The organism is Cellulomonas sp. (genome assembly GCF_015234515.1).
In the GTDB taxonomy this organism is placed as follows: Bacteria; Actinomycetota; Actinomycetes; order Actinomycetales; family Cellulomonadaceae; genus Cellulomonas.
Map to the genome: position 1 here is coordinate 139,029 of NZ_JADGMY010000028.1, position 25,291 is coordinate 164,319.

The window sequence follows — 25,291 nt, forward strand, 5'->3', positions numbered from 1 at the left end:
GGAGGCGCGACGACGCACCCGAGAGGGTGAATCCACCCCCGTTGCTCCCCAACCTTTTGTGTCACTCGAACGGGTGTTGAAGCAGCATCCACCTGCGGCTTCGTGTCGCCTAGCATCGCCGTCAGCCGAGCCGCACCGGGCGGTCAGCGATGCTGCGGGAGGTGGGCCGGATGGGGTGGCGGTCGCGGATCCTCCTCGGACGGCTGCGCGACCAGGCCGCGGTCGTCGCGACGGTCGCCCTGGTCACGTTCGTCGCCACCACCCTGCTCGGCACCTTCGCGTTCCTCCTCGACGTCACGAGCAACGACGCGCTCGACGCGGCGATCGCGCGGGCGCCCGACTCGGCGGTGACGCTCGAGGCCAACATCCGGGTGCGCAACAAGGACTCCGCGGCTGCGCTCACCGCGGCCGAGCGGGCCCTGACCGGGGTGCTGGGCGACCTGCCCGCCGAGAGCGAGGCGTGGCTGCACGGCCGCCTGTGGTCGCTGCCCCGCCCCGACGGGACGCCCGCGGACCCGCTCGCGTACGCCGCCAGCACCCCGCTGGTACCCGAGCAGGCGGACCTGCTGTCCGGGACCTGGCCCGACCGCGCGCGGGACGACGCCGGTCTGCTGCTGGTCAACGTCCCGCAGGTGGCCGCGCAGCGGTACGGGTGGAGCGTCGGCAGCCAGGTACCGGTGCACGTGACCGGCGCGGAGACGACGGACACGTGGCTCGTCGTCGGCACGCACCGGATCACCGGCACGGCGACGGAGTGGAAGCGGGACCGGCTGGGCGGCACCTCGCACGACGGGGCGTTCCCCGTGCCCGGCACGATGGGCAAGATCCTCACCGACCTGTGGGGACCCATGATCGTCGCGCCCGAGGCGCTGCTCGGCGAGGGCCTGGTCGACACGGCGCAGCTGTACGTCACCCCGCAGGTCGCCGACGCCCCCCGCGGCGCGGTCCCGGCGACGCGGGAGGCGCTCGACTCGGCGCAGGTGCTCCTGGCCAAGGCGCTCGGCGAGGCCGACGTCAGCGGCGCGGTGCGCACCACGCTCGACGAGACCATCGACGCGGCGTGGCGTGAGCTCGCGGTGACGCGCGTCGGCGTGATCGTGGTCGGGCTGCTCCTCGTCGTGCTGGCGACGACCGTCATGCTGCTCGCCGCCCGCATGCTCGGGGAGCGGCGTGCCTCCGAAGGCGAGCTCGTCGCCGCGCGCGGCGCCTCGCCGAGCCAGCTCAGGTCGCTCGCCGTCCTCGAGGCGGTGGTCCTGGCCGCCGTCGCGGCCGGCGTCGCCCCGTGGCTCGCGCGCGGCGCCTTCTCGTGGCTCGCCGCGTACGGCGGGCTCGACACCGCCGGGCTCCACACGCCGCCCGGTGTGCCGCCGTCGGTGTGGCTCGCGTGCGCCGCCGTCGCGACCGTCCTGGCCGTGGCCCTCGTCGTGCCCTCGTGGCACGTCAGCGGCTCGTCGAGCTCGTCCGCGCACGTCGGGCTCGTCCGCACGGGTGCGGACCTCGCCCTCGTGGCACTCGCCGGGGTCACGCTGTGGCAGCTGCTCGACTACGGCGCCCCGCTGACGGCGTCGACGTCGGCGTCGGGTGTGCGCCTCGATCCCGTCCTCGTGGCCGGGCCGGCCCTGGTCGCGCTCGGGGCCGCGGTGCTCGCGCTGCGCCTCGTCACGCCCGTCGCTCGCGTCGCCGACGCGCTCGCCGACCGCAGCCGCTCGCTGGTCGCCCCGCTCGCCGCCTGGCAGGTGGCACGCCGTCCCGCCGCCGCGGCCGGCACGACGCTCGTCGTCGTCCTCGCCGTGGCCGCCGCCACGTTCTCGCACGCGTTCCAGACGACCTGGCGCACGTCACAGCTCGAGCAGGTCGACGCCGCGGTGGGCACCGACGCCCGTGTCGACGTCCAGCGCGGTGAACCGCTGACGACGTCGGCGGACGTCCGCGCGGCCGTCGCGGACGCCCCTGCGGGCACCCGTGTGCAACCCGTCGGCCAGCGGCCCGTGGTCGTCGGGCAGTCGCTCGGCACCGACCGCGGCAGCGCCCTGGTCGACACGCAGCTCCTCGCCGTCGACACCGACCACCCGGAGGCGCTGCGGGGCCGCTCGCAGCCGGGCTGGCCCAACGTCGTCGGTGGTCTCTCGGTCACGAGCCACGGCAAGCCCGTCGAGAAGAGCCCCGGCACGCCGCTCCCCGGGGACCCCCACTGGCTCGTCGCCACCGTGACGTCCGCCTCCGCGCCGGCCGCGGTGGGCACCGCCAACCTCAGGCTGGCCGTCGAGGACGACACAGGCCTGCGGTCCTGGGTGACCGTGCCCAAGCAGACCCTGGGTGTGCCGCAGGAGGTCGTGGTGCCCCTGCCGCGGGCTCTGGGCACGGTGCGCCTCGTCGCCGCCACCGCCTCGATCACCCTCCTCGAGCCGCCGCGCGCCGCCACCGACGCGACGGGGCCCGGCGAGCGGCTCGGCCACGTCGGCCTGGCGCTGCACGACGCGCGCGTCGTCGACCGTGCCGCCGGGGCGACCGAGGAGCAGGCGGCCCTGTCGAGCGCCGGCACGCCGGTCGACCTCAGCGGCGCCACCTGGCAGGGCTACACGACCAGCAAGGGCACGACCCGCTCGTTGGTCTCGGGCACGGCGGCGACGGCGCCCGACCCGGCAGGTCGGCCCACGAACGCGCTGGTGCTCGACGGTGAGTTCGACATGACGGGGATGACGAGCACCAACGGCGGTCTCGTCGCGCACGCCTGGGAACCGCAGGGGGTCGTGCGGGCCGTGATCACCGAGGAGCTCGCCGAGAGCGCGGTCCTCGGCGGACCGGTCGACGTCTTCTGGATGCGGGTCGGCGACGCCGCGGTGAAGCTGCAGGTCGACGGCATCGTCCCGTACCTGCCGGGGAGCCCGCGCGGGCCTGCCATGCTCGTGGACCGGACCGCGCTGGGCCGGGCGATCGTCGAGGCCGGCGGCACCGACACCCTCGCCGACGCGTGGTGGCTGACGGCGTCCGACGACGCCGCGCCGGCACTCGCGGCGGCCGTGGCGGCGGCCGCGGGCGGGGACGCGACCGTGCGGGTGAGCGAGCGCGCATCCGCCGTGACGGGCCCGCTGCGGGCTGCCGTGCCTGCGGCGTTGTCCCTCGTCACCGCTGCGACCGGTGTGCTGGTCCTCGTGGGGCTCGGCACGAGCGCCACGGCCGCCGTGCGCTCGCGTCGCCTGGAGCTGGCGCGCCTGCAGGCGCTCGGTGCGGCGCGGCCGTCGCTCGTCGCCGGGCTCGTGGGCGAGCACGCGCTGCTGGTGACGCTCGGTGCCGGCGCGGGCCTCGGGATCGGCTACGGCCTGGCCCGGGTCGTCGCGCCCGTCCTGACGGTGTCCGCCGACGGCCGGACACCGGTGCCCGCACCCCTACCGAGCTGGGACGACGTCGCCGCGCTCACGATCACGGGCGGCCTGACGCTCGCCGCGTGCGCCGTCGTCGCGGTCCTCGCCGCGGCGCTGGTCCGACGCGCCTCGGGCACGCTGCTGCGGCTGGGGGACGACCGGTGACCCCCCTCGCGACGCGCGTGCGCGCCACCGGCGCCGACGCCCTGCTCGTCACGAAGCGGCGCGCGAGGCAGGACACCGGTCTGCTCGTCGGCACCGCGCTGCTGCTGCTGGTGACGCTCGTCCTGACGCTCGGGGTGCCGCGCCTGCTCGAGCGGACCGCGGACGAGGCCGTCCGCCAGACCATCCGTGCGGCCGGCACCGACGCCGACCTCATCGCCGTCCCACCGCCGGTGATCGACCTCTCGGAGGGTCCCGTCGACGACGCGTACACCGCGGCGCAGTGGCTGGAGTCGCAGTTCGGTGACGCCACCGAGGAGACGGTCGTGACGGTGAGGTCGGGACACGTCGTCGCCGACTCGCCTGCCGGCCTGTTCGCCCTCGAGCTCGTGCACGTCGCGACGCCGGGCAGCCCGTCGCCGGTCCGCTGGGTCGCAGGCACCGCGCCCAGCCCTGCGCTCCCCGACGCGGACGAGGCGGCGGACGCGGAGGGTGAGGCGGCGGACGCGCAGGGCGAGGCGGCCGGCGAGGACGACGGTGCAGCACCGGACGTTCCGACGCCCGCCACGGTCGAGGTCGGTCTGAGCACCGCCACGGCCGCCGCGCTGGACATCACGCTCGCGGACGGGCCGTACACGATCGACCGGCGGACGGACAGCCGGTTCGACCACGTCGTCATCACCGGCCTGTACGAGCCCGTCGACGCGCAGGACCAGGTCTGGGTCGGACAGCCCGGGCTGCTCGGGCCGATCACCTCCCCGTCCACGACCAAGACGGCCCTCCACACGGCGGCGTACGTCCCCGTCGAGTCCGTCGACGACATGGTGGAGGTCGCCGGCAGGGGGAAGGTCGGCGGGACGGCGCGCGCCGCCGTGCGGACCGAGGGGATGTCACTCGGCGACGCGCACGCCCTGACGTCCGAGGTCATGTCCTTCGCGGCCAGGACCGGGCAGCTCTCCAGCGGGCTCCCGCAGGTGGTTGCGGCGTTCGACGCCCGCATGTCCGCCGCACGCGCCCAGGCCTCGCTGGTCGTCGCGGGAGTCGCGAGCACGGCGGCGCTGTGCCTCGTGCTCGCCGCGTCCCTCCTGGTCGCGCGACGCCGTCCCTTCCTCGTGGCCGAGCGGGCGCGCGGGGCGTCGATCGCCTCGATCCTGACGCGCGCACTGCTGGAGTCCGTGCCGGTCGTGGTCGGCGTCGGCGTGATCGCGACGGGCGCCGTGCTCGCGTTGCTGTACGACCAGCCGGGGTCCGCGCTGCTGGCCGTGTCCGTCGGGGTCGTCGCCGCGCTCGCCCCGGCCGTGCTCGCGGCGCGCGAGGCCGCGCAGGCGTGGACGGGCCGCCGCGTGCCCGCCGACCGACGCGTCCGTGCGGCGCAGCGCGCACGCCGGGGGGTGCGGCGCCTCGTCGCCGAGGCGCTCGTGGTGCTGCTCGCCGTCGCCGCGGTCGTCTCCGTCCGCGGTCGCGGGCTCATCCCGCTCGGCTCGGGCGAGGTGGACCCGCTGCTCGCGGCCGCGCCCGTGCTGCTGGCCTCCGCCGCCGCCCTGGTCGTCGTGCGGGTCTCCCCCGCGGTGGTCCGTGCCGCCGGCCGGTGGGTGACGCGCTCGCGCGGGCTCGCCGCGCCGCTGGCCGTCGCCCGCGCCCACGGCGCCACGACGGCGGTCGTGCCGCTGCTCACCGTCACGGTCGCCGTCGCGCTCGTCGTGATGTCCGGGACCCTGGTCCACACGATCCGGTCCGGTCAGCACCTGGCCGCCGACCAGCTCGTCGGCGCACCGGTGCGCCTCGACGGCCTGCTCGACACGGAGGTGGGCGGCGACCTGCTCGGGCGGCTCGCGGCCGACCCGGGCGTGACCGTCGTCGCGACGGGCACCCAGCTGACCCGCCGTGCGTTCGGCGAGTTCACCGGGGTCACGGCCACGCTGCTCGTCGTGGACGCCGCCGAGCTCGCCGAGGCGCGACGGTCCATGGGGCTGCCGGTCGACGACGGGCTCGCGACGCTCGGCGAACCCGGACCCGACGGCTCCGTGCCCGCGCTCGTGAGCGCCGCGCTGCTCGAGCGGGCCGCGATCGAGGGCACCGAGGTCCTCATGTCCGGCTTCAGCGGGACGATGACGGTCGACGTGCGCGGCACCACGGACCTGACGCCCGACAAGGGCGAACCGGTCGACGCGAACGTCGGCGCGCGGGACCAGGACGACGGGCTCGTGGTCGTCGACCGTGACCTGCTCGCGGACGTGACCGAGCAGGCGCCGCGGGTGGACCGTGCGTGGGTGTCCGGCCCGGGTGCGGTGGCCGCGGTCGAGGCCCCCGACGTCGCCCCGACCGCCGCGTCGGGCATCGTCGTGACGACGCGCGACGGCTGGTGGACCGCGTGGTCGCAGGGCCCGCTGACGTCGGCGCTGACCACCATGCTCGTCGCCTCGGTCGGTGTCCTCGCGGCCCTGTCGGTCCTGGCCCTGGTGCTCGTCGTCGTCGCCACGGCACGCGAGCGCGGGCGGACCCTGTCGGCGCTGCGCACGCTCGGGCTCGACGCCCGCACCGCGCGCTGGGCCACGCTGGGCGAGCTCGCCCCGCTGGTGCTGGGCGGGCTGGTCGGTGGGGTCGTGATCGGGCTGGGCGTGCCGGCGCTGATCGGCGACGCCCTGGGGCTGACGCTGCTCACGGCCGAGCCGGAGGGCGCCACGGTCGACCTCACGTGGTGGCCGGTGGCGGCGGCGGTGGTCGTCCTGCTCCTCGCGCTGGTCGTCGCCGTCGCGGCGGAGCAGGCCGTGCGGCGGCGGGACCGGCTGGGAGAAGTACTGCGGGTGGGTGAACGGTGACCAGGATGGAGCAAGCCATGGACCACAGGTCGACGGTGCAGGACGCGCCCCCGACGAGCCTCGCCGTGCTGGAGGAACGTGCCCGGGCACGTCCCGAGGCGTTCGGGCGGACGTCGCTGATCGTGTGCGAGTCCCTCGTGCGCATCTACCAGTCCGAGGGCATCGAGGTGCAGGCCCTGCAGGGCCTGGACCTGCTCGTCGAGGAGGGCGAGCTCGTCGCCGTCGTCGGCGCGTCCGGCTCCGGCAAGTCGACGCTGCTGTCGGTGCTGTCCGGGCTCGACGTCCCCACCGCCGGCAACGTCCGGGTCGCCGAGTGGGACCTCATGACGATGACGGCCCGCGAGCGCGTCGAGTACCGCCGCTCCACCGTCGGGTTCGTGTGGCAGCAGACGGCGCGCAACCTCGTGCCGTACCTGACGTCCCAGGAGAACGTCGAGCTGCCCATGTCGCTCGCCGGTCGCCCCCGGCAGCAGCGGCGCACCGAGGCAGCGGCCCTGCTCGACGTGCTGGGCGTCGCGTACTGCGCGGACCGGCGGCCCGGCCAGATGTCCGGCGGCGAGCAGCAGCGCGTCGCGATCGCGGTCGGCCTGGCCAACTCCCCGCGCGTCCTGTTCGCCGACGAACCCACGGGCGAGCTCGACACCGCGACGTCGAACGACGTCCTCGAGGCGATGCGCTCGGTCAACCGCGAGCTGGGCACGACCGTCGTCGTCGTCACGCACGACCCGAGCGTGAGCGACCACGTGCAGCGCACCGTCGAGATCCGGGACGGCCGCACCAGCTCGGAGGTGCTGCGCCGCACCGCGACGCGCGACGACGGGACCGAGCACGAGGTCGCCGAGGAGTTCGCCGTCCTCGACCGCGCAGGACGCATCCAGCTGCCCCAGGAGTACCGCGAGACCCTCGACCTGGTCGGGCGCGTGCGCCTCACGCTCGAGCAGTCGCACGTCGCGGTCCGTCGGGGCCAGGACGGCGCGGACGACGCCTCGTCCGACGCGCACCGCACCGGACACGGACGGAGAGCCCGATGACCGCCACCACGACCGACCCGCGCAGCGCGGACCGCACGGGCGACGGGCCCCTCGTGCTCGTGGAGCACGTGGACCGCACCTTCGGCTCGGGCCACGCCGCGGTGCACGCGCTGCAGGACATCTCGCTCGAGGTGGCCCCGGGCGAGCTCGTCGCCCTCGTCGGACGCTCCGGGTCCGGCAAGACGACGCTGCTCAACACGATCGGCGGGCTCGACCGGCCCGACGCCGGGCGCATCGTCGTGGCCGGACGCGAGGTGTCGTCGCTGGACGAGCGGGGTCTGGTGTCGCTGCGCCGCGACGTCGTCGCGTTCGTGTTCCAGACGTTCGGTCTCGTCCCCGTGCTGACGGCCGCCGAGAACGTGGGCGTGCCGCTGCGGATGCGGCGCACGCCCGTCGCCGAGCGCGAGGCGCGCGTCGAGCTGCTGCTCGACCTCGTGGGTCTGGGGCCGCACGCCAAGCAGCGACCGGGGCAGCTGTCGGGAGGTCAGCAGCAGCGCGTCGCCATCGCCCGTGCCCTGGCGAACTCCCCGCGGCTGCTCATCGCCGACGAGCCGACCGGCCAGCTCGACTCCGAGACCGGCCGCGCCGTCATGGCGCTCATCCGCGCGGTCGTCGAGGCCGAGGGCATGACCGCGATCGTGTCGACCCACGACCCGGTGATGGTGGCGCTGGCGGACCGGGTCGTGCGCCTCGCCGACGGTCGTCTCGTCGACCGCTGATGCGCTGGCGTCCACGGCTCTTCCGCGGCCGGCTGCGGGACCAGGCAGCCGTCGTCCTCGTCGTGGCGGTCGTGGCCGTCGCTGCGACGACGCTCGTCGGCGTGCTCGCCGGGCTGCTGAACGTCGCGGAGACCCGCGCGGTGCCGGAGGCGCTCGACCGGCTCGACCCCGCGCAGGTGCGCATCGAGTCGACCCTGTGGGTCGGTGGCGAGGACGTGGGGCCGGTGCTCGAGGACGCGCGGGCCGGGATCGCCGAGATCACCGGTGACGTGCCCACCACCGACGAGACGTGGCTGATCGGCTCGATCCACGCGCTGCCGAAGGCCCCCGACGCGACGCAGCCGGAGCTGACCTACCTCGCATCGCTCCCGCACGACGCCGCGACCCTCCTCACGGGCCGGTGGCCGGACCGAGCCGTCGACGACGACGGCCGGGTCGAGGTCAACGTGCCCGCCGTCGCGGCCGAGGCACGCGGGTGGGAGGTCGGCGCGACCATCGACGCCCGCGACTGGGACACCACCGAGTACCGCACGTGGGTGGTCGTCGGGACGCACGAGGCGGCCCGCCCGCTCGGCGCGTGGTCCCGGGACAGGTTGTGGGGCCGCGGGATCCAGCCGGGGTTCAACGTCCCGGGCGGTGCCGGCATGTTCACCACCACCGCATGGGGTCCGCTGGTCGTGGACCCCGCGGCGCTCGCCGGCCCCGAGAAGGTCGACACGGCGTACCTGCTGACCTACCCGCAGCTCGCCGACGCCTCGGACGCGGCTATCGCCGAGCTGCGGGCCGAGATGCGCGACGGCAGCGAGACGCTCGCCGCGGCGCTCGGGGACGTCGGGGGACGGCTCGTCACGGACGTCGACGACACGATCGACGCCACCTGGCGCGAGCTCGTCGTCACACGCGCGGCGGTCATCACCATCGGGCTGCTGCTGGCGACCCTCGCCGCCGCCGTCATGCTCCTGACGGCCCGGCTCCTGGCCGAGCGACGGGCCGTCGAGAGCGAGCTGCTCGCCGCACGCGGCGCCTCGCCACGACAGCTCCGGTCCCTGGTGGTGCTCGAGGCGCTCGCGCTCGCAGGGGTCACCTGGCTGGTCTCGCCGTGGCTCGCCGGCCTCGTGCTCGATCTCGCGAGCCGCTCGGGCCTGCTGGCCGACGCGGGCTACGCGATGGACCCGGGGGTGCCCGACGGCGCGCTGCTCGCCTGCGCCGCCATGGCCGGCGTGCTGGCCGTGACGCTGTGCGTCCCCGCGTGGCACACCGCGGGGTCGACGACCGGGACCGCGCACGCCGGGATCCTGCGCGTGGGTGGCGACGTCGCTCTGCTGGCGCTGGGCGGGCTCGCGATGTGGCAGCTCGTCGTGTACGGCTCGCCCCTGACGGGCGGCGTGGACGGACCCCGCATCGACCCGGTGCTCGTGGCGGGCCCCGCGCTCGTCACGCTGGCGGCGGCGACGGTCGCGCTGCGCGCCGTCGCGCCCGTCGCACGCGTCGGTGAGCGGCTGGCGGGACGCGCACGGTCGTTCGTCGTCCCGCTCGCGGCGTGGCAGGTCGCACGGCGCTCCTCGGTCACCACCGGTACCGTCCTCGTCGTCACGATCGCGGTGACGGCGGGCACCTTCGCCACCGGGTTCGCGGCGACCTGGCGCACGTCGCAGGTCGAGCAGGTGAACCTCGCACTGGGCACCGACCTGCGGGCGGACGAGATCACCGACCCCGCGCTCACGGCCTCGGCGATGTTCGCCGAGGCGACGGCCGCCCACGACGACGCGCACGGTCAACCTGTCGTGAACCGTCCCATCTCCCTCGGTCCCCGTGGTAACTCCGCCGGGGTGTCCGCACGGCTCGTCGCGGTCGACGCGTCGCGGCCGCAGGACCTGCGCGGTCACGGTGCGGTGCCGTGGGGCGCGGTGGTCGATGAGCTCGCGGAGTCGCAGCCCGCGCTCGACGCCGGCACCCCGCTGCCGCCCGACTCGCAGTGGCTGGTGGTCGAAGGCACGGTCGGCACGCTCGAGGGGACCACGGGCAAGGCGCTCGTCGGTGTGACGGTCGAGGACGAGCGCGGTGTCCTCACCCAGCTCGGGCCGCGCTCGACCTTGCTCGGGGCGTCGGAACCCCTCGTCTACGAGATCCCGCCCGCCGGCAGGGGCACCCTGCGCGTCGTCGCCGTGGACGCGCTCGTGACGGTCGAGGAGCTTGCGCCCGACCTCGTGTTCGCGCTGGAGCGCAGCGGCGGCACCGGTGTGATGCTCGCCCCGGTCGAGCTGTCGATCACCGGCGTGCGCACCGTCGCCCGCTCCGAAGGCATCAGGTTCGCGTCAGAGGTCCCGGACGCGCCGAGCACCGCCGTCGCCGTCGACGTCGGCGGCTGGTCCGCCGGCCTGCACCAGGAGGACAGGATCTTCCTGGCGGAGGTCGAGAGCACGATGTCCACGCCAGCGGGCTCCCTGGACCTGCAGTCGAACATGGAGGTGAACCCCTGGTCGAGCGCGCCCGCCCGGCTGGTGGCACGGGCGTGGCCGGCGCAAGGCTCCGTCCCCGTCGTCGCGAGCCACGCGCTGCACGACCGCCTGGACGGCACGGCGCGCGCCCTGACGATGAGCATCAACGGGGTCAACGTCCACGCCCGGGTCGTGCGCTACGTCGACCACGTCCCGGGGGCGCCCCGCGGGATCGCGATCCTCGCGGACCACACGACGCTCACGCGCGCGGTGCTCGAGAGCGGCGGCCCGCCCGGCATGGTCGACGCGTGGTGGGTCGCCGCACCCGCGGCGACGAGTGCCACCGTCGCCGCCGGGCTGACCGACGTCGACGCCGTCGTGCGCACCCGTGCGGGCGAGCAGGACAAGGCGCTGACCGGACCGATCAGTGTCGCGGTGCCCGTCGCCCTGTCGCTCGTGGGCTTCTCGGCAGCGCTCCTCGTCCTGATCGGCGCGGGCTCGGTCGCGGCGGCGTCGGTGCGCGCCCGCCGGCTCGAGCTGGCGCGCCTGCAGGCCATCGGTGCCTCCCGCCCCGGGCTGGTCGGCGGCCTGCTCGCCGAGAGCACGGTCCTGGTCGTCGTCGGCGCGCTCTCCGGGATGCTGGCGGGCTACGGCCTGGCCGCGGTCGTCGCACCCCTGCTCACGATGTCGCCCGACGGGCGCACCCCCGCCCCGGATCCCTGGCTCGTGTGGGTGTGGGGGGACCAGGCCCTGCAGACGTTCGCCGTCGCCGCAGGCGCGTCGGCGGTCGTCGCGGCGGTCGTCGTCGCCGGGGTGCGCCGCACCTCCGGGGCGGCCCTGCGGATGGGAGACGACCGATGACGACGCTGGCGACGCGCGCACGCGCGACCACGGGTGACGCGCTGCTCGTGACGCGCCGCCGCACACGGCAGGACGCGGGCCTGCTGCTGGGCACCGCGGTGCTGCTGATCGCGACCCTGCTGGCGCTGCTGGCCGTCCCCCGGCTGCTGGACCGGACGGCCGTCACGGCGCTGCGGACGGCCGTCGTCAACGCCGGGCTCGACGGGGCGGTCACGGTCCGCGCCGTGCCACAGGGCCTCGGCGGCCTCCCGTTCGCTGCACCGCTCGAGGCGGCGGGATGGGTCGACACCGTGACCCAGGGGCTGCGCCCGGCGATCGCGCTCGTGAAGTCCGTCCCGTACACCGCGACCATCGGCGGCACGGACCTCTCCGCGCGGCTGTTCCTGATGGACGCGCCCGGCCGGCGTTCGGAACCCGTGACGTGGCCGGTGGGCCGGGCCCCGGAGCTCATCGTCCTCCCCGATCCGAAGGACCCCGACCCGCCGCCGGTCCCTGACCTCGAGGTGGGTCTGAGCCTCCCCGTCGCCCGGGTGCTCGGCGTGGACCCCGCTGCGGGGCCGGTGAGCGTGGAGCTGAGGAACCGCAGCTCGGTGCAGGAGGTCTGGGTCACCGGCCTGTACGAGCCGGTCGACCCCGCCGACGATCGTTGGGCGATCGCGCCCGACCTGCTGCAGGTCGTGCCGGCAGACCCCGCGGACGAGGTGGCCGGGTCGTTCTCCCTGTACGTGCCTCCTGCGGCCGCCTCCGACCTGGCCCGCTTCATCGGGAGCAAGCAGCTGACCGGTGAGGCCATCGCGTTCGCCGACTCCGAGCGGCTCCGCACCGAGGACGTCCCCGCGCTGCGCCGCGCCGTCGTGACCCTCATGGCGCAGGACCCCGACGTCACGAGCACGCTCCCGGACGTGCTCGACGCCTACGAGGCGCACGCCCGCGCGACGACCGCACAGGCCTCGCTCGTCCTGGCGGGCATCGGTGCGACGGCCGCGTGCTGCCTCGTCCTGGCCGCGGCACTGCTCGTCGAGCGCCGGCGCAGCCACCTCGCGGGCGAACGCGCCCGTGGTGCCTCGCTGGCGTCCGTCGCGCTGCGCGGCGCGGTCGAGTCCGTGCCCGTCGCCTGCGTGGCCGCCCTCCTCGCGGGTGTGGCGATCACGGTGTGGCTGCCCGGTCAGCGGGGGTCGACCTGGTTGCCGGCAGCTCTCGTCGTCGTGGCCGCGTCCGCGCCCGCGATCCTCGCGGCGCGGGCCGCCGCAGCGGCGTGGACCGGTCGTCGCGTCCCCGCGGACCGCAGGGAGCGCGCGCGGCTCGCCGGGCTACGGGGGGCACGTCGCCTCGTCGCGGAGATCGTCACCGTCGCCGTGGCGGTGCTGGCCCTCGTGTCGCTGCGCGGCCGCGGTCTGGTACCCGACGACGGTGCGGAGCCGGACCCGCTGCTCGTGGCCACACCCTTCCTGCTGGCCGTCGCCGCGTCCCTCCTGGTGGTCCGCATCGCGCCCGCCGTGGTCCGCGCCGCGGGCAGGTGGGCGGCCCGGTCGCGCGGTCTGGCCGCCCCCCTGGCGGCGACACGCGCGCAACGGGGTGCGACGGCCCTGCTGCCGCTCGTCAGCGTGACGGTCGCTGTCGCGCTCATGGTCCTCAGCGGCATCGTCGTGCACAACGTGCAGGAGGGGCAGCAGGTCGCCGCCGACCGTCTCGTCGGCGCCGACGTCCGCATCGACGGCGCCGACGGCATCCTCTCCTCGCAGAGCGCGGTCGCGGCGCTGGAGCAGATCGCGTCGGCGGACGGGGTGACGGCCGTCGCCACCGCCGCACAGATCGAGGAGCGCATCTTCGGGAGCGGTGGTGGTCTCACCGCCGCCGTGCTCGTGGTCGACGCCGCGGAGCTCGCACGGGTCCGTGATGCGATGGGCCTGCCGGTCGACCCGGGTCTGGCTGCCCTGGCCGAGCCGTCCGGCGCGCAGGTCCCCGCCCTCGTCGACGCGGAGCTCCTCGCGCGCGTCGACGCCGAGGACGGTGTCCCGCTCCAGGTCATCAAGGGACGCGTGGACCTCGACGTGCGCGGCACCACGTCGCTGTCGATCGACGCGGGCGCACCACCGGCGGATGCCCGCGCGACGCACGCCTCCCGCACGGAGGACGACGGCGTGGTCGTCGTCGACGCCGGTGCCCTCGCCGCCCGGACGGACAAGCCGCCGTCGACGACGCGCGCCTGGGTCACCGGCCCCAGGGCGCAGCAGGCCGTCGCCGACTCCGGGATCGCGCGCCTGCCGAAGGTGACGGTGACGACGCGCGACGACTGGTACGAGACGTGGTCGCACGCGCCGCTGCCCCGCGCGCTGGCCGTCCTGCTGGTCGCCGCGGTCGGTGCGCTGGGCGTGCTCGCCGTGATCGGGCTGGCACTGGTGGTCGTCGCGACCTCGGGCGAGCGCGGGCGCACGCTGTCCACGCTGCGCACACTGGGGCTCGACGCACGCACGGCGCGGTGGGCGACCCTCGGCGAGCTGGCACCGCTCGTGGTCGGCGGCCTGGTCGGTGGCAGCGCCATCGGCCTCGCGCTGCCCGTGCTCGTGGGGGACGCCCTCGGGCTGTCCTGGGTGACGGCCGCCCCCGGGCACGTGCCGATCGAGCTCACGTGGTGGCCCGTGCTGGTCGCCGCCGGGGCGCTCGCCGTCGCGCTGCTGGTGGCGGTCCTCGTCGAGCAGGCCGTCCGGCGCCGGGAACGGCTCGGGGAGGTCCTGCGCGTGGGCGCGCGCTGACGCGCGCGCCCTGGTCCGTCAGCGCTGGTCCGTCAGCGCTGGTCCGTCAGCGCTGGTCCGTCAGCCTGCGGGCGGGCCAGCGACCCCGACCACAGGCGTGGCCTGCCCCGACGCCCCCGGCAGCTCGTGCCCGGGCCGGCCGCCCCGCATCGCGAAGGCGCACACGGCGCCGACGAGGAGCACGGCGACGGTCACCGCGAGCGTCTGCGCTGCGGCTGCGGCGAACCCGGCCTCGACGGCGGCCTGCGCGGCCGCACGCACCTGGTCGGCGACGTCGGGGGGCACGTCGGCGGGCAGGTCGACGCCCCCGCCCGCGGCACCCAGCCCGGCGGCCGCAGCCTGACGGAAGCCCTCGACGAACGGCTCACGCACCGCGTCGGGCAGGGACCGTGCCGCGTCCTGCGCCGCCGCCGGCATCGTGGCGGCGAGGCGCGACGTCAGCGCGGCGACCACGACGGCGGACCCGATGACCCCGCCGATCTGCCGGTTCGTGTTGAAGGCGCCCGCGCCGGCACCGGCGTTGCGCTGGTCGAGACCCGTGGTCGCGAGGTTGCCGAGCGGCGAGAACACCAGCCCGGTCCCCACACCGAAGCCCAGCATCGGCACGACGAGACGCCAGACCGCGACGTCGGGCTGGACCTGCGTCGCCAGGACGCCGATCGACACGGCCAGCACGACGAACCCGGTGAAGACCACCCACTTGCCGGCCACGCGGTCGGAGAGCCGGCCCGCGAACGGCGCGACGACCCCCGAGATCAGCGAGCCGGGCAGGCCGACGAGCGCCGCGTGCAGCGGCGAGAGGCCGAGGACCTGCTGCAGGTACAGCGTGAACGGGAAGAAGATGCCCGTCATCGCGAAGGACACGGCCGCGCCGGCGAGGTTGGCGAGCGCGAAGTTGCGGTGCACGAACAGCCGCAGCGGCAGCAGCGCGTCCTCGCCCCGGTGGCGCTGCCAGATCAGGAACACGCCGGAGACGACGGCACCCGCACCGATGACGAGCGGCACCGTGACCGGCCCGACGATGGTGCCCCAGTCGTAGGCCGCACCCTCCTGCAGGCCGAACACGAGCAGGCTCATCCCGACGACGGAGAGCACGACACCCGGCACGTCGAACGTCCGCGCGTGCGTCGGCAGCGCGGGCAGGCGCGTCAGCGCGAGCCACAGGGCGACGCCGCCCACCGGGATGTTGACGTAGAAGATCCACTCCCAGCCGACGCTCTCGACGAGCACCCCGCCCAGCACCGGGCCGGTGATGGTCGCGACGCCCGCGACCGATCCCCAGATGCCCAGGGCGGCACCGCGCTTCTGCGCGGGGAACACGCGCGTGATCATCGCCATGGTCTGCGGCGTCATGAGCGCGCCGCCGATCCCCTGCACCGCGCGCGCGGCGATGAGCACGCCGACCGACCCCGCGAGGCCGCAGGCCAGGGACGCGACCGTGAACACGACGAGCCCGGCGACGAACACGGGCCGCGGCCCGAAGCGGTCGCCCATCCGGCCGGTGACCAGCAGCAGCACCGCGAAGGTGAGCAGGTAGGCGCTGTTGACCCAGCCGACGGTCACCAGGCTCGCGTCGAACGCGGCCTGGAGGGTCGGCACGGCGATGTTCACGATGGTCGTGTCGACCATGATCATGAAGAAGCCGAGGCACAGCGGGGGCAGGATGCTCCACGGGCTCCGGCCGCCCAGGTCGACGCCGGGGGCGGGTGCGGTCATGACGTGCTCCGGTCTACGGGGCGCCGGTACGGCGCGGTGGTCCGCGGGCGCGGGACCCTCGTCCCCGCCCGGCGCGCCACACTACGCCCGCGTGCAGCGTCCGGCGCGGCGGTCGGCCGTGCGCACGGCAGCGCACGGCCGACGCGCCGACTTCTCAGACCTCGATGCCCTCGAAGAGCTCGGTGACGAGCGCGGCGACGGGCGAACGCTCCGAGCGGGTCAGCGTGACGTGCGCGAACAGGGGGTGCCCCTTGAGCGCCTCGATGACGGCAGCGACCCCGTCGTGCCGGCCGACGCGCAGGTTGTCGCGCTGCGCGACGTCGTGCGTGAGGACCACGCGGGACGACTGCCCGATGCGCGACAGCACGGTGAGCAGGACGTTGCGCTCGAGGGACTGCGCCTCGTCGACGATCACGAAGGCGTCGTGCAGCGACCGGCCGCGGATGTGGGTCAGCGGCAGCACCTCGAGGATGTCGCGGTCCAGGATCTCCTCGACGACCTCCTTGCTGACCAGCGCCCCGAGGGTGTCGAAGACGGCCTGCGCCCACGGGCTCATCTTCTCCGCCGAGTCGCCGGGCAGGTAGCCCAGGTCCTGGCCCCCCACCGCGTACAGGGGCCGGAAGACCATCACCTTGCGGTGCTGGCGCCGCTCGAGCACGGCCTCCAGACCCGCGCACAGCGCGAGCGCCGACTTGCCGGTGCCGGCACGCCCTCCCAGCGAGACGATGCCGATCTCCTCGTCGAGGAGCAGGTCGATCGCGACGCGCTGCTCCGCCGAGCGACCGTGCACGCCGAAGACGTCCTGGTCGCCGCGCACGAGCTGCACGTGCTTGTCGGCCGTGACGCGCCCCAGCGCCGACCCGCGCGGGCTGTGCAGCACCAGCCCCGTGTGGCACGGCAGGTCGCTCGCGCCGCCGAGGAGGGCCGAGGGGCCCACGACGACGTCCGCGAGCGCGACCGACTCGTGCTCCCACAGGTCGGCCATCTGCTGCTCGGACAGGTCGAGGGCGTCCATGCCCGTCCACCCGGAGTCGACCGCGAGCTCGGCGCGGTACTCCTCCGCTGCCAGGCCGACGGCCGAGGCCTTGACCCGCATGGGCAGGTCCTTGGACACCACCACGACGTGCTGCCCCTCGGCCGCGAGGTTGGCGGCGACCGCGAGGATGCGCGTGTCGTTGTCGCCGAGCCGGAACCCGGCGGGCAGCACGGCGAGGTCCACGTGGTTGAGCTCGACCCGCAGCGTGCCACCCTCGTCGGTGACCGGCATTGGGGCGTCCAGCCGGCCGTGCTTGATGCGCAGGTCGTCCAGCAGGCGCAGCGCGCTGCGGGCGTAGTAGCCGAGCTCCGCGTGGTGCCGCTTGGCCTCGAGCTCCGTGATCACGACGACGGGGATCACGACGTCCTGCTCGGCGAACCGCAGGATCGCGCGCGGGTCGGACAGCAGGACGGACGTGTCGAGCACGTAGGTCAGGCGGGGGCCCGGTGCGGAGCCGTCGGTCTCGGACGCTGCGGTGGCGCTCGTCGCGGTCGTGGTTGCCGGGTCGTGCTTCGAGGTCTGGTCCACGGCAGGCTCCCCTCGGCGCCTCAGCGCCGGTCTGGACGCTTCCCGACGGTCCCTGGCGCCGCAGCGCAGACGGACCGGCGTTCGACGGCGGGACGGGGTCGGCCGGCCGAGGGCCGGGTCCGGCCCTCCTCCCGGAGCGCATGCTCCATGGGCTGACCTCCCGGGACGACGGGTGTCGTCCGTTGTGTCCGAAGGTAACCCGCACCACCGACACGACGCCCGCGATCCGGCGCCGACACGCGAGAAGTCACACGGCGTTCACCTGGCGGGAGGACGTCAGCGCCCCAGGCGCCGCTCGCGCTGGCTGTACGCGCGCACGGCACGCAGGAAGTCGACGCGCCGGAAGTCCGGCCAGTACGCCTCGCAGAAGTAGAACTCGGAGTGGGTGCTCTGCCACAGCAGGAACCCGCCCAGGCGCTGCTCGCCCGACGTGCGGATGACGAGCTCCGGGTCGGGCTGGCCCTTCGTGTACAGGTGCTGGGCGATGTGCTCGACGTCGAACGCCTCCGCCAGCTCGTCGAGGCTCGAGCCGGCGTCGGCGTGCATGCGCAGGAAGGAGCGCACCGCGTCAGCGATCTCGCGCCGCCCGCCGTAGCCCACGGCCGCGTTGACGTGCAGCCCCTGCACGTCGACCGTCGCGTCCTGCGCCGCCTTGAGCGCGGCGGCCGTGCAGTCCGGGAGCATGTCGAGCGCGCCCACCGCCTGGATGCGCCAGCGGCGCTCCGCGGCGAGCTCCCCCACGACGTCCTCGATGACCCGCAGGAGGTCACCCAGCTCCGCAGGGTCGCGCGCGAGGTTGTCGGTCGACAGCAGCCAGAGCGTCACGACCTCGACACCGATGTCCTCGCTCCACTGCAGGAGGTCGCTGATCTTGTCGGCGCCCCGCCGGTGCCCGGTCGCGGACGACAGGCCGCTGTCGCGGGCCCAGCGGCGGTTGCCGTCGAGGATGACGCCGACGTGGCGCGGCACCTGGTCCGGCTGCAGCGACGCGGCCAGGCGGCGCTCGTACAGGCCGTAGAGCGGGTGCGGCAGGCGCACGCGTAGCCTCCCAGGGGCGGGTCGTCGGACGTCCAACACGGTACTCGCCGCGACGGGGTGCCGGGGGCAGGTCGGGCTCCGGGGCACGTTGCAGAGGTCCCATGACACGTCACCTACGGCGACGTAACCTACGTTCACGTAGGTCAGGCAGGCGACGCACGAGCAGAGAGCGGTCACACCCTTCGATGAGCACCTCCCCCGCGCACGGACAGCAGCCCGCAGCACGCTCCGACGACCACACCGGCGCCGGTTCGTTCGCTCGCGCCGCCGCCGACGTCGGTGACGCCGTCGAGGCCGCCGTCGAGAACATCAAGCCGCGCCTGCGTGGCTGGGTCCACGCCGGTGTGGCGCCGTTCGTCCTGATCGCGGCGATCGTGCTCGTCGCCATGTCGCCGACACCGGCGGCACGCTGGTCGAACCTCGTCTTCGGGGTCTCGGCGGTCCTGCTCTTCGGCACCAGCGCCGTCTACCACCGTGGCACCTGGTCGCCGCGCGTCGCGGGCGTCCTGCGGCGCCTCGACCACACCAACATCTTCCTCATCATCGCCGGCACCTACACGCCGCTCGCGGTCCTGCTGCTGCCGGTGGCGACGGCGCGCACGCTGCTCGTCATCGTCTGGTCCGGGGCGATCCTCGGGCTCCTGGCCCGCATCTTCTGGCTGAACGCGCCCCGCTGGGTCTACGTCCCGATCTACCTGGCGCTGGGCTGGGTGGCCGTCGGGTTCTTCCCGCAGTTCTGGGAGACCGGCGGCCCCACGATCGTCTACCTCATCGCGGTCGGCGGCCTGGCGTACACGGTCGGCGCCATCGTGTACGCCCTCAAGAAGCCCAACCCGAGCCCGCGCTGGTTCGGGTTCCACGAGATCTTCCACGTGCTGACGGTGATCGGGTGCGGCACCCACATGGTTGCCGTGGCGATCGCCACGTCACGCCTGGGCTGACTCGCCCGGGCTGACGCGGCCCGCCCACGTCGAAACCGCCACCTCGGAGCCGGGCCACCTCGGACGCGGGCGACTCAGCCCCGCGGCACCACGGCGTAGCGGCGGTGCGCGAGCGACGGGTTGCGCTCGCGCACGGACCGCAGCTCGTCGGCGTCGAGGTCGACCGTGCGGACCTGCGGCTCCTCGTCCAGCTCGAGGCCGACGACGCCGTCCGGCCCGACGACCAGCGAGCGTCCCACGACACCTCGGCCCGCCTGCCCCACGGCGACCACCGCGGCGGTGTTCTCGATCGCGCGGGCGACCGCGAGCGTGCGCCAGTGCATCGCCTTGAGGTCGCCCGACGCCCACGCGGCGGGCACCACGAGCACGTCGGCACCCGCGTCGACGAGCCGGCGCGCCGACTCCGGGAAGCGCAGGTCGTAGCACGTCAGCACGCCGAAGCGCAGCCCGGCCACGTCGAGCACCAGCGGCGGCGCGTCGGCCGGACCCGGCGCTAGCCGCTGCGACTCCCGTTGCCCGAACGCGTCGTAGAGGTGGACCTTGCGGTACACGCCCGCGAGCCGGCCACCGGCGTCGACGGCCACCACGACGTTGTGGGCGCGCGGCTGCCCGTCGGCGCCCGGCTCCCCACCCGGCACCGTCGTGCCGGCGACGACCGCCAGGCCGTGCGCGGCCGCGTCCTCGCGGAGCGCCGAGACGAAAGGGCCGTCGAGCGGCTCGGCCAGCTCGACGCCCACGCCCCGCGGGTCGAACGCGGACGCGTACTCCGGCAGCACCACCAGGTCGGCGCGGGCGCGTGCCGCGGTGCGCAGCGCGTCGCGGGCCGCCAGCAGGTTCGCGTGGCGGTCCGGCCCCACCTCGAGCTGCGCGACCGTGACGCGCACGGCCGGGCGCTGCGGCGGCTGGGGACGTGCGCTCACCGCGGCCCCGCGTCAGGGCGGGAGCCGTCCGGGGTGGCGTCGTCCGTCGGGTCGTCCGGTGCGCTCTCCGGCGCGTCCTGCGTGCCGCCGTCCGACGCGCCGTCGCCCCCGAGGGCCCCGGTGAACGTGACGCTCGTCGCCTCGGCCCGCAGCCGGTCGCGGTGGGCCGCGCGGCGCATGCGTCGCGTGAAGGACACCGCGAGCGCGATGACCGCGAGCGCGAGCAGGAAGGTCGCGACGAACCCGGCGAAGCCCGGCGAGCCCTCCGTGGGGCTCTCGTACGTCGGTCCCGGCAGCCGCCCGGACGAGACTGCGGACGCGACGACAGCCGTCGTCACCAGAGCGTTCATCGTGCGTGCTCCGTCCCGCGGACACCCGCGAACAGGTCGGTCTCCGGCAGCGTCGTCTCCACGCGGGACTCCGCGAGCTCGTACTCCTCGTCGGGCCAGGTCGCGATCTCGACCTCGCGCGGGACGGCGAAGAACCAGCCCTCGGGGTCGATCTGCGTGGCGTGCGCGCGCAGCGCGGCGTCGCGCTGCGCGAAGTGGTCCGCGCACGCGATGCGGGTCGTCACCTCGCGCTCGGGGACCTCCCGTGCCTGGCGCGAGTCGATCCAGTCGCTGAACGGCGACTCGCCACCGGCGGCCACGATCGCGTCGTGCACGGCCCGCATCCGCGCGAGCGAGAAGCCGTGGTTGTAGTAGAGCTTGAGCGGCGTCCACGGCTCGCCCTGCCCGCGGTAGCGCTCGGGGTCGCCTGCCGTCGCGAACGCCTCGACGGACACCCGGTGGCACATGATGTGGTCGGGGTGCGGGTACCCGCCCGACGGGTCGTACGTCGTGATCACGTGGGGCCGGAACTCCCGGACCGCCGCGACGAGCGGGGCGCTCGCCTCCTCGAGCGGCAGGGTCGCGAACGAGCCCTCGGGCAGCGGCGGCAGCGGGTCGCCCTCGGGCAGCCCCGAGTCGACGAACCCGAGCCAGCGCTGCTGGACACCCAGCGCGGCGGCCGCGGCGGCCATCTCCTCACGACGCACGGCGCGCATCGCCTCGAGCCCCTCGGGGGCCGCGCCGTAGTGCGGGTTGAGGACGTCGCCGCGCTCACCGCCCGTGCACGTCACGACCAGGACCTCGACGCCCTCCGCGGCGTACCGCGCGGTGGTCGCGGCACCCTTGCTGGACTCGTCGTCCGGGTGCGCGTGCACCGCCATCAGCCGTAGCCGCTCCGAGCTCACCGTGGATCCTTCCGTGGCAGGTCGTGGGACGAGAGACAATGATCCCTCACCGCACCGACACCGGTCGCACGACACCCAGGAGGCCCCATCGTGGTCGCACCGGCCCCCCGCCCGCCCGCCGGGCGCTACGGACCGGAACCCACCGACGGCACCCGCCGCCTGCAGCGCCTCGCGCTGGCCGCGGCCGTCGTGGTCGCCATGGTGCTCCTCGCCTGGATCGGCACGGGCGTCATGCGGGACCCGGTGATCTGGCAGGACGTCGGCTACCGCGTGGACGGGCCGACGTCGACCGAGGTGACGTTCGACGTCACCACACCGCCGGGCGGGGCGGCGACGTGCCGCGTCCAGGCCCTGTCGGCGTCGTACGCGCAGGTCGGCGTGCTGGACGTGCCGGTTCCCCCTGCCGGGACGCGGACCCGTCGGGTCACGGTCACCGTGCCGACCGTCGAGCTCGCCGTGACGGGCGTCGTGCAGGGGTGCGAGCCCGTCGACTGAGGCCTCACGGACGTCCAGCCCCCGGTCCGGGACGAGCTCGAGCCCGGGGTTGCTAGGCTGTGCGTTTACGCCGCCCCCGGTCCGGCGTCGTACGACAGGTCGACGCGACCGCGGTGGCAGGCCCACCCGCCCCCGTGCCGCACCTTCGTCCGTGCCGCCGGGGGTTCACGCGCCGTCGGACCGACGGCCCCCCAGGCAAGGTAAGGAAGGAGCGATCGTGACCGAGACGACTGCGCCCACATGGCTGACGCAGGAGGCCTACGACCGCCTCACGGAGGAGCTCACGCACCTCCAGACGGACGGCCGCAAGGAGATCACGGACCGCATCGCCGCGGCCCGCGACGAGGGCGACCTCAAGGAGAACGGTGGCTACCACGCCGCCCGCGAGGAGCAGGCCAAGCAGGAGGCCCGCATCCGCGAGCTCCAGGCCAAGCTCCGCAACGTGCAGATCGGCACGCCGCCCGACGACGGCGTCGTCGAGCCGGGCATGGTCGTGACGGCCGTGGTCGCGGGTGACGAGATGACGTTCCTGCTCGGCTCCCGCGAGATCGCGGGCAGCGCCGACATCGACGTCTTCTCCCCCACGTCGCCCCTGGGCGCCGCGATCCACCGCCACAAGGTCGGCGACTCGACGTCGTACGAGGCGCCGAACGGTCGCCAGATCCCGGTCGAGATCAAGGCGGCCAGCCCCTTCCAGGGCTGACGCGCCCCGCCGAGTGCGGGGGAGGCGACCTGACTGCGGGACATCCCGCACCCTGGGCCGGCTCCCCCGCACTCGGCGTCTGACGCCCGACGTCAGGCGCTGCTGAGGCGGTAGCCGGCCGCACGCAGGCCCGTCAGCAGCGCGCCGCAGTGCTCGGGGCCCTTGGTCTCGATCTGCAGGTCGACCGCGACGTCGCTGAACCCCAGGTCGCCGCCCGTGCGCAGGTGGCTGACGTGCATGACGTTGCCGCCCATGGCGGCGACGTCCCGCAGCAGGTCGGCCAACGCACCCGGCGTGTCCTCGACGACCACGTGCAGCTGGAGGTACCGCCCGGCGGACGCCAGGCCGTGGCGCACGACGCGCAGCAGCACCAGGGGGTCGATGTTGCCGCCCGACAGGACGCACACGACCGGCCGGCCGTCCCCCGCCGAGATGCCGCGCGGGTCCGCCATGACGGCGGCGACGGCCGCAGCGCCCGACGGCTCGACCACGAGCTTCGCGCGCTCGGCCACGAGCAGCAGCGCGCGTGACAGGTCCTCCTCCGAGACGGTGCGCACCTGGACCCGGTGGCTCGCCAGCACCTCGAACGGGACGTCCCCCGGCGTCCCCACGGCGATGCCGTCGGCCATGGTCCGCAGCTCGGGCGCCGGCGTGGGCCGTCCTGCCGCGAGCGACGCAGGGTAGGCGGCCGCGCGCGCGGCCTGCACCCCCACGACGCGGACGTCCGGCCGGTCGGCCAGCGCGGCGGCGATCCCGGCGGCGAGCCCGCCGCCGCCGACGGGCACGACGATGGTCCCCACGTCCGGCACCTGCTCGAGGACCTCGAGCGCGATCGTCCCCTGCCCGGCGTCGACGTCCGCGTGGTCGAACGGGTGGATGAGCACCGCGCCCGTGCGTGCCGCGTGCTCGTGCGCCGCCACGAGGGCCTCGTCCACGGACGTGCCGACGAGCTCGACGCGCGCGCCGTAGGACCGCGTCGCCGCGATCTTCGGCAGCGCGGCGTCGACCGGCATGAAGATGACGGCGTCGATCCCGAGGATGCCTGCCGCCAGGGCGACGCCCTGCGCGTGGTTGCCCGCGCTGGCCGCGACGACTCCCCTGGCCTTCTCCGCGTCCGTGAGACGCGCCATGCGCGTGTAGGCGCCGCGGATCTTGAACGAGCCGGCCCGCTGCAGGTTCTCGCACTTCAGCCAGACGTCGGCGCCGATCATCCGCGAGAGCGCGCGGCTGCGCTGCACCGGCGTGCGCTCGGCGACCCCCTCGATCAGCGCGGCCGCGTCGCGGACGTCCTGCGGTCCGATCACGGCGCCACGGGCGGGTCGCCCGCCGTCGTGCCGCGCGCGTCGTCGTCGTCCTCGCGTGCGGCACGCGCCTCGGACTCCGCCTCCGCCGCCGCGGCGACCGCCCGGTCGAGGACCGGGTGCCCCTTGGCGCGTATGGACACGTGGTCGTCCGACCCGAGCTGGGGGAACTTGTCGTGCCCGTGCAGGTACAGCACCACGGTGTTGATCAGGGCCGCGAGCGGCACCGCGAACAGGGCGCCGACGATGCCCGCCACGAGCGACCCGGTCGTGACGACCAGCAGCACGGCGACGGGGTGCAGCGAGACGGCGTGCCCCATGAGGAACGGCTGCAGCACGTGCCCCTCGAGCTGCTGGACCAGCAGCACGACGCCCAGCATGATCAGCGCCGAGCCCCAGCCCTGCGTGACGAGTGCGACGAGCACCGCGATGGAGCCGGTGACGATCGCCCCGACGAACGGGATGAACGACCCGAAGAACACCAGCACCGCGAGCGGCATGACCAGCGGCAGCTGCAGGAACGCGGCACCGATGCCGATGCCGACGGCGTCGACGGCCGCGACGAGGATCTGCGTGCGGGTGTAGGCCCCGAGCGTGACCCAGCCGCGCCGCCCCGCCTGGTGGAACCGCTCGCGCGACCCACGGGGCATGAGCCCGACGACCCACGCCCAGATCCCCCGCCCGTCGATGAGGAAGAACAGCGAGCAGAACAGCGCGATCAGCGTGCCGGCGGCGACGTGCCCGACGGTGACACCCACCGACAGCGCGCCCGAGGCGATCTGCTGACCGCTCGACGCGGCCGCGTCCTGGAGCTGCTCGACGTACGTGTCGAGGTCGCCCTGACCGAGCTGCAGGGGCCCGTCGGACAGCCAGCGGACCAGCTCGTCGACGCCCTCGCGGGCCTGCTCCCACAGCGCGGCGATGCCGTTGACGATCGACCGTCCGGCGAGCGTCAGGAGCCCTGCGACGAGCGCGAGCAGCAGGACCAGCGCGAGGCCGGCCGCGGCGGCGCGCGGCAGCCGCAGGTGCCGCTGCATGGCGGCGACGACGGGCGAGAGCAGGACCGTGATCAGCAGCGCGATCGCGACGGGCACCACGATGACCTTGAGGGCTGCCAGCAGCCACAGCCCGGCGGCGAGCCCGGCAAGGATCACCAGCACGCGCCACGACCAGTCCGACCACGCGCGCACGGCGGCCGGCACCGGCTCGGGACGCGGGGTCAGCGCGGAACCCG

The 25,291-nt window shown here is 75.1% G+C and carries 17 protein-coding genes; 9 read left to right on the plus strand and 8 right to left on the minus strand.

What is annotated here, in order from left to right:
• The first annotated feature begins 170 nt into the window (after positions 1-170).
• From IR158_RS14315 to IR158_RS14340, 6 genes are read left to right on the plus strand one after another with little or no spacing between them, the layout of a single operon-like run.
• Entirely contained in the window at positions 171-3,527 is a 3,357-nt protein-coding gene (locus IR158_RS14315; RefSeq protein WP_291814094.1) for an FtsX-like permease family protein, read from the plus strand.
• Entirely contained in the window at positions 3,524-6,343 is a 2,820-nt protein-coding gene (locus tag IR158_RS14320; RefSeq protein ID WP_291814095.1) for an FtsX-like permease family protein, read from the plus strand. The genes IR158_RS14315 and IR158_RS14320 overlap by 4 nt, the downstream gene beginning before the upstream one ends.
• Positions 6,344-6,360: 17 nt before the next feature.
• Positions 6,361-7,374 (plus strand): ABC transporter ATP-binding protein, encoded by a 1,014-nt coding sequence (locus tag IR158_RS14325; protein ID WP_291814096.1) that lies wholly within the window; start codon positions 6,361-6,363, stop codon positions 7,372-7,374.
• Positions 7,371-8,093 carry an ABC transporter ATP-binding protein gene (locus tag IR158_RS14330; RefSeq protein WP_291814097.1) on the plus strand — a complete coding sequence of 241 codons (723 nt, stop codon included), beginning with the start codon at positions 7,371-7,373 and terminating at the stop codon, positions 8,091-8,093. Before IR158_RS14325 ends, IR158_RS14330 begins: the two co-directional genes overlap by 4 nt.
• Positions 8,093-11,392: an FtsX-like permease family protein gene (locus tag IR158_RS14335; protein WP_291814098.1), complete on the plus strand. Its 3,300-nt coding sequence runs from the start codon at positions 8,093-8,095 to the stop codon at positions 11,390-11,392. The genes IR158_RS14330 and IR158_RS14335 overlap by 1 nt, the downstream gene beginning before the upstream one ends.
• Entirely contained in the window at positions 11,389-14,145 is a 2,757-nt protein-coding gene (locus tag IR158_RS14340; protein ID WP_291814099.1) for an FtsX-like permease family protein, read from the plus strand. Before IR158_RS14335 ends, IR158_RS14340 begins: the two co-directional genes overlap by 4 nt.
• Positions 14,146-14,205: 60 nt before the next feature.
• On the opposite strand, the gene IR158_RS14345 is transcribed toward IR158_RS14340, so the two are convergent.
• From IR158_RS14345 to IR158_RS14355, 3 genes are all read right to left on the minus strand, one after another.
• Positions 14,206-15,861: an MDR family MFS transporter gene (locus IR158_RS14345; protein ID WP_291814100.1), complete on the minus strand. Its 1,656-nt coding sequence runs from the start codon at positions 15,859-15,861 to the stop codon at positions 14,206-14,208.
• Positions 15,862-16,015: 154 nt separating this feature from the next.
• Complete coding sequence (locus IR158_RS14350; RefSeq protein ID WP_291814544.1) at positions 16,016-17,332, minus strand: PhoH family protein; 1,317 nt, start codon at positions 17,330-17,332, stop codon at positions 16,016-16,018.
• Positions 17,333-17,701: 369 nt separating this feature from the next.
• The gene (locus IR158_RS14355; protein ID WP_291814101.1) at positions 17,702-18,463 is read right to left on the minus strand and encodes an isoprenyl transferase; all 762 of its coding nucleotides are present in this window, start codon (positions 18,461-18,463) and stop codon (positions 17,702-17,704) included.
• 185 nt (positions 18,464-18,648) lie between these two features.
• Between IR158_RS14355 and IR158_RS14360 the strand changes: the two genes are divergently transcribed.
• Positions 18,649-19,404 carry a hemolysin III family protein gene (locus IR158_RS14360; RefSeq protein WP_291814102.1) on the plus strand — a complete coding sequence of 252 codons (756 nt, stop codon included), beginning with the start codon at positions 18,649-18,651 and terminating at the stop codon, positions 19,402-19,404.
• A 74-nt stretch (positions 19,405-19,478) separates the two neighbouring features.
• Here IR158_RS14360 and IR158_RS14365 read toward each other — a convergent pair whose 3' ends face one another.
• Genes IR158_RS14365 through mca form a run of 3 tightly spaced genes read right to left on the minus strand, consistent with a single transcriptional unit; the run spans position 19,479 to position 21,558 of the window.
• Entirely contained in the window at positions 19,479-20,324 is an 846-nt protein-coding gene (locus IR158_RS14365) for a carbon-nitrogen hydrolase family protein (RefSeq protein WP_291814103.1), read from the minus strand.
• Complete coding sequence (locus IR158_RS14370; RefSeq protein ID WP_291814104.1) at positions 20,321-20,674, minus strand: hypothetical protein; 354 nt, start codon at positions 20,672-20,674, stop codon at positions 20,321-20,323. Before IR158_RS14370 ends, IR158_RS14365 begins: the two co-directional genes overlap by 4 nt.
• Positions 20,671-21,558 (minus strand): mycothiol conjugate amidase Mca, encoded by an 888-nt coding sequence (gene mca, locus IR158_RS14375; RefSeq protein WP_291814105.1) that lies wholly within the window; start codon positions 21,556-21,558, stop codon positions 20,671-20,673. The genes IR158_RS14370 and mca overlap by 4 nt, the downstream gene beginning before the upstream one ends.
• Positions 21,559-21,648: 90 nt before the next feature.
• On the opposite strand from mca, the gene IR158_RS14380 reads away from it, so the two are divergent.
• A complete protein-coding gene (locus IR158_RS14380) occupies positions 21,649-22,053 on the plus strand; it encodes a DUF4307 domain-containing protein (RefSeq protein ID WP_291814106.1) in 405 nt (134 codons plus the stop codon).
• A gap of 217 nt (positions 22,054-22,270) precedes the next feature.
• The gene (gene greA / locus IR158_RS14385; protein WP_291814107.1) at positions 22,271-22,756 is read left to right on the plus strand and encodes a transcription elongation factor GreA; all 486 of its coding nucleotides are present in this window, start codon (positions 22,271-22,273) and stop codon (positions 22,754-22,756) included.
• 92 nt (positions 22,757-22,848) lie between these two features.
• Here the strand turns inward: greA and ilvA are convergent, their stop codons facing one another.
• Together ilvA and IR158_RS14395 are read right to left on the minus strand one after the other, a co-directional pair.
• A complete protein-coding gene (gene ilvA / locus IR158_RS14390; RefSeq protein WP_291814108.1) occupies positions 22,849-24,060 on the minus strand; it encodes a threonine ammonia-lyase in 1,212 nt (403 codons plus the stop codon).
• Entirely contained in the window at positions 24,057-25,280 is a 1,224-nt protein-coding gene (locus IR158_RS14395; RefSeq protein WP_291814546.1) for an AI-2E family transporter, read from the minus strand. The genes ilvA and IR158_RS14395 overlap by 4 nt, the downstream gene beginning before the upstream one ends.
• Positions 25,281-25,291 lie beyond the last annotated feature (11 nt).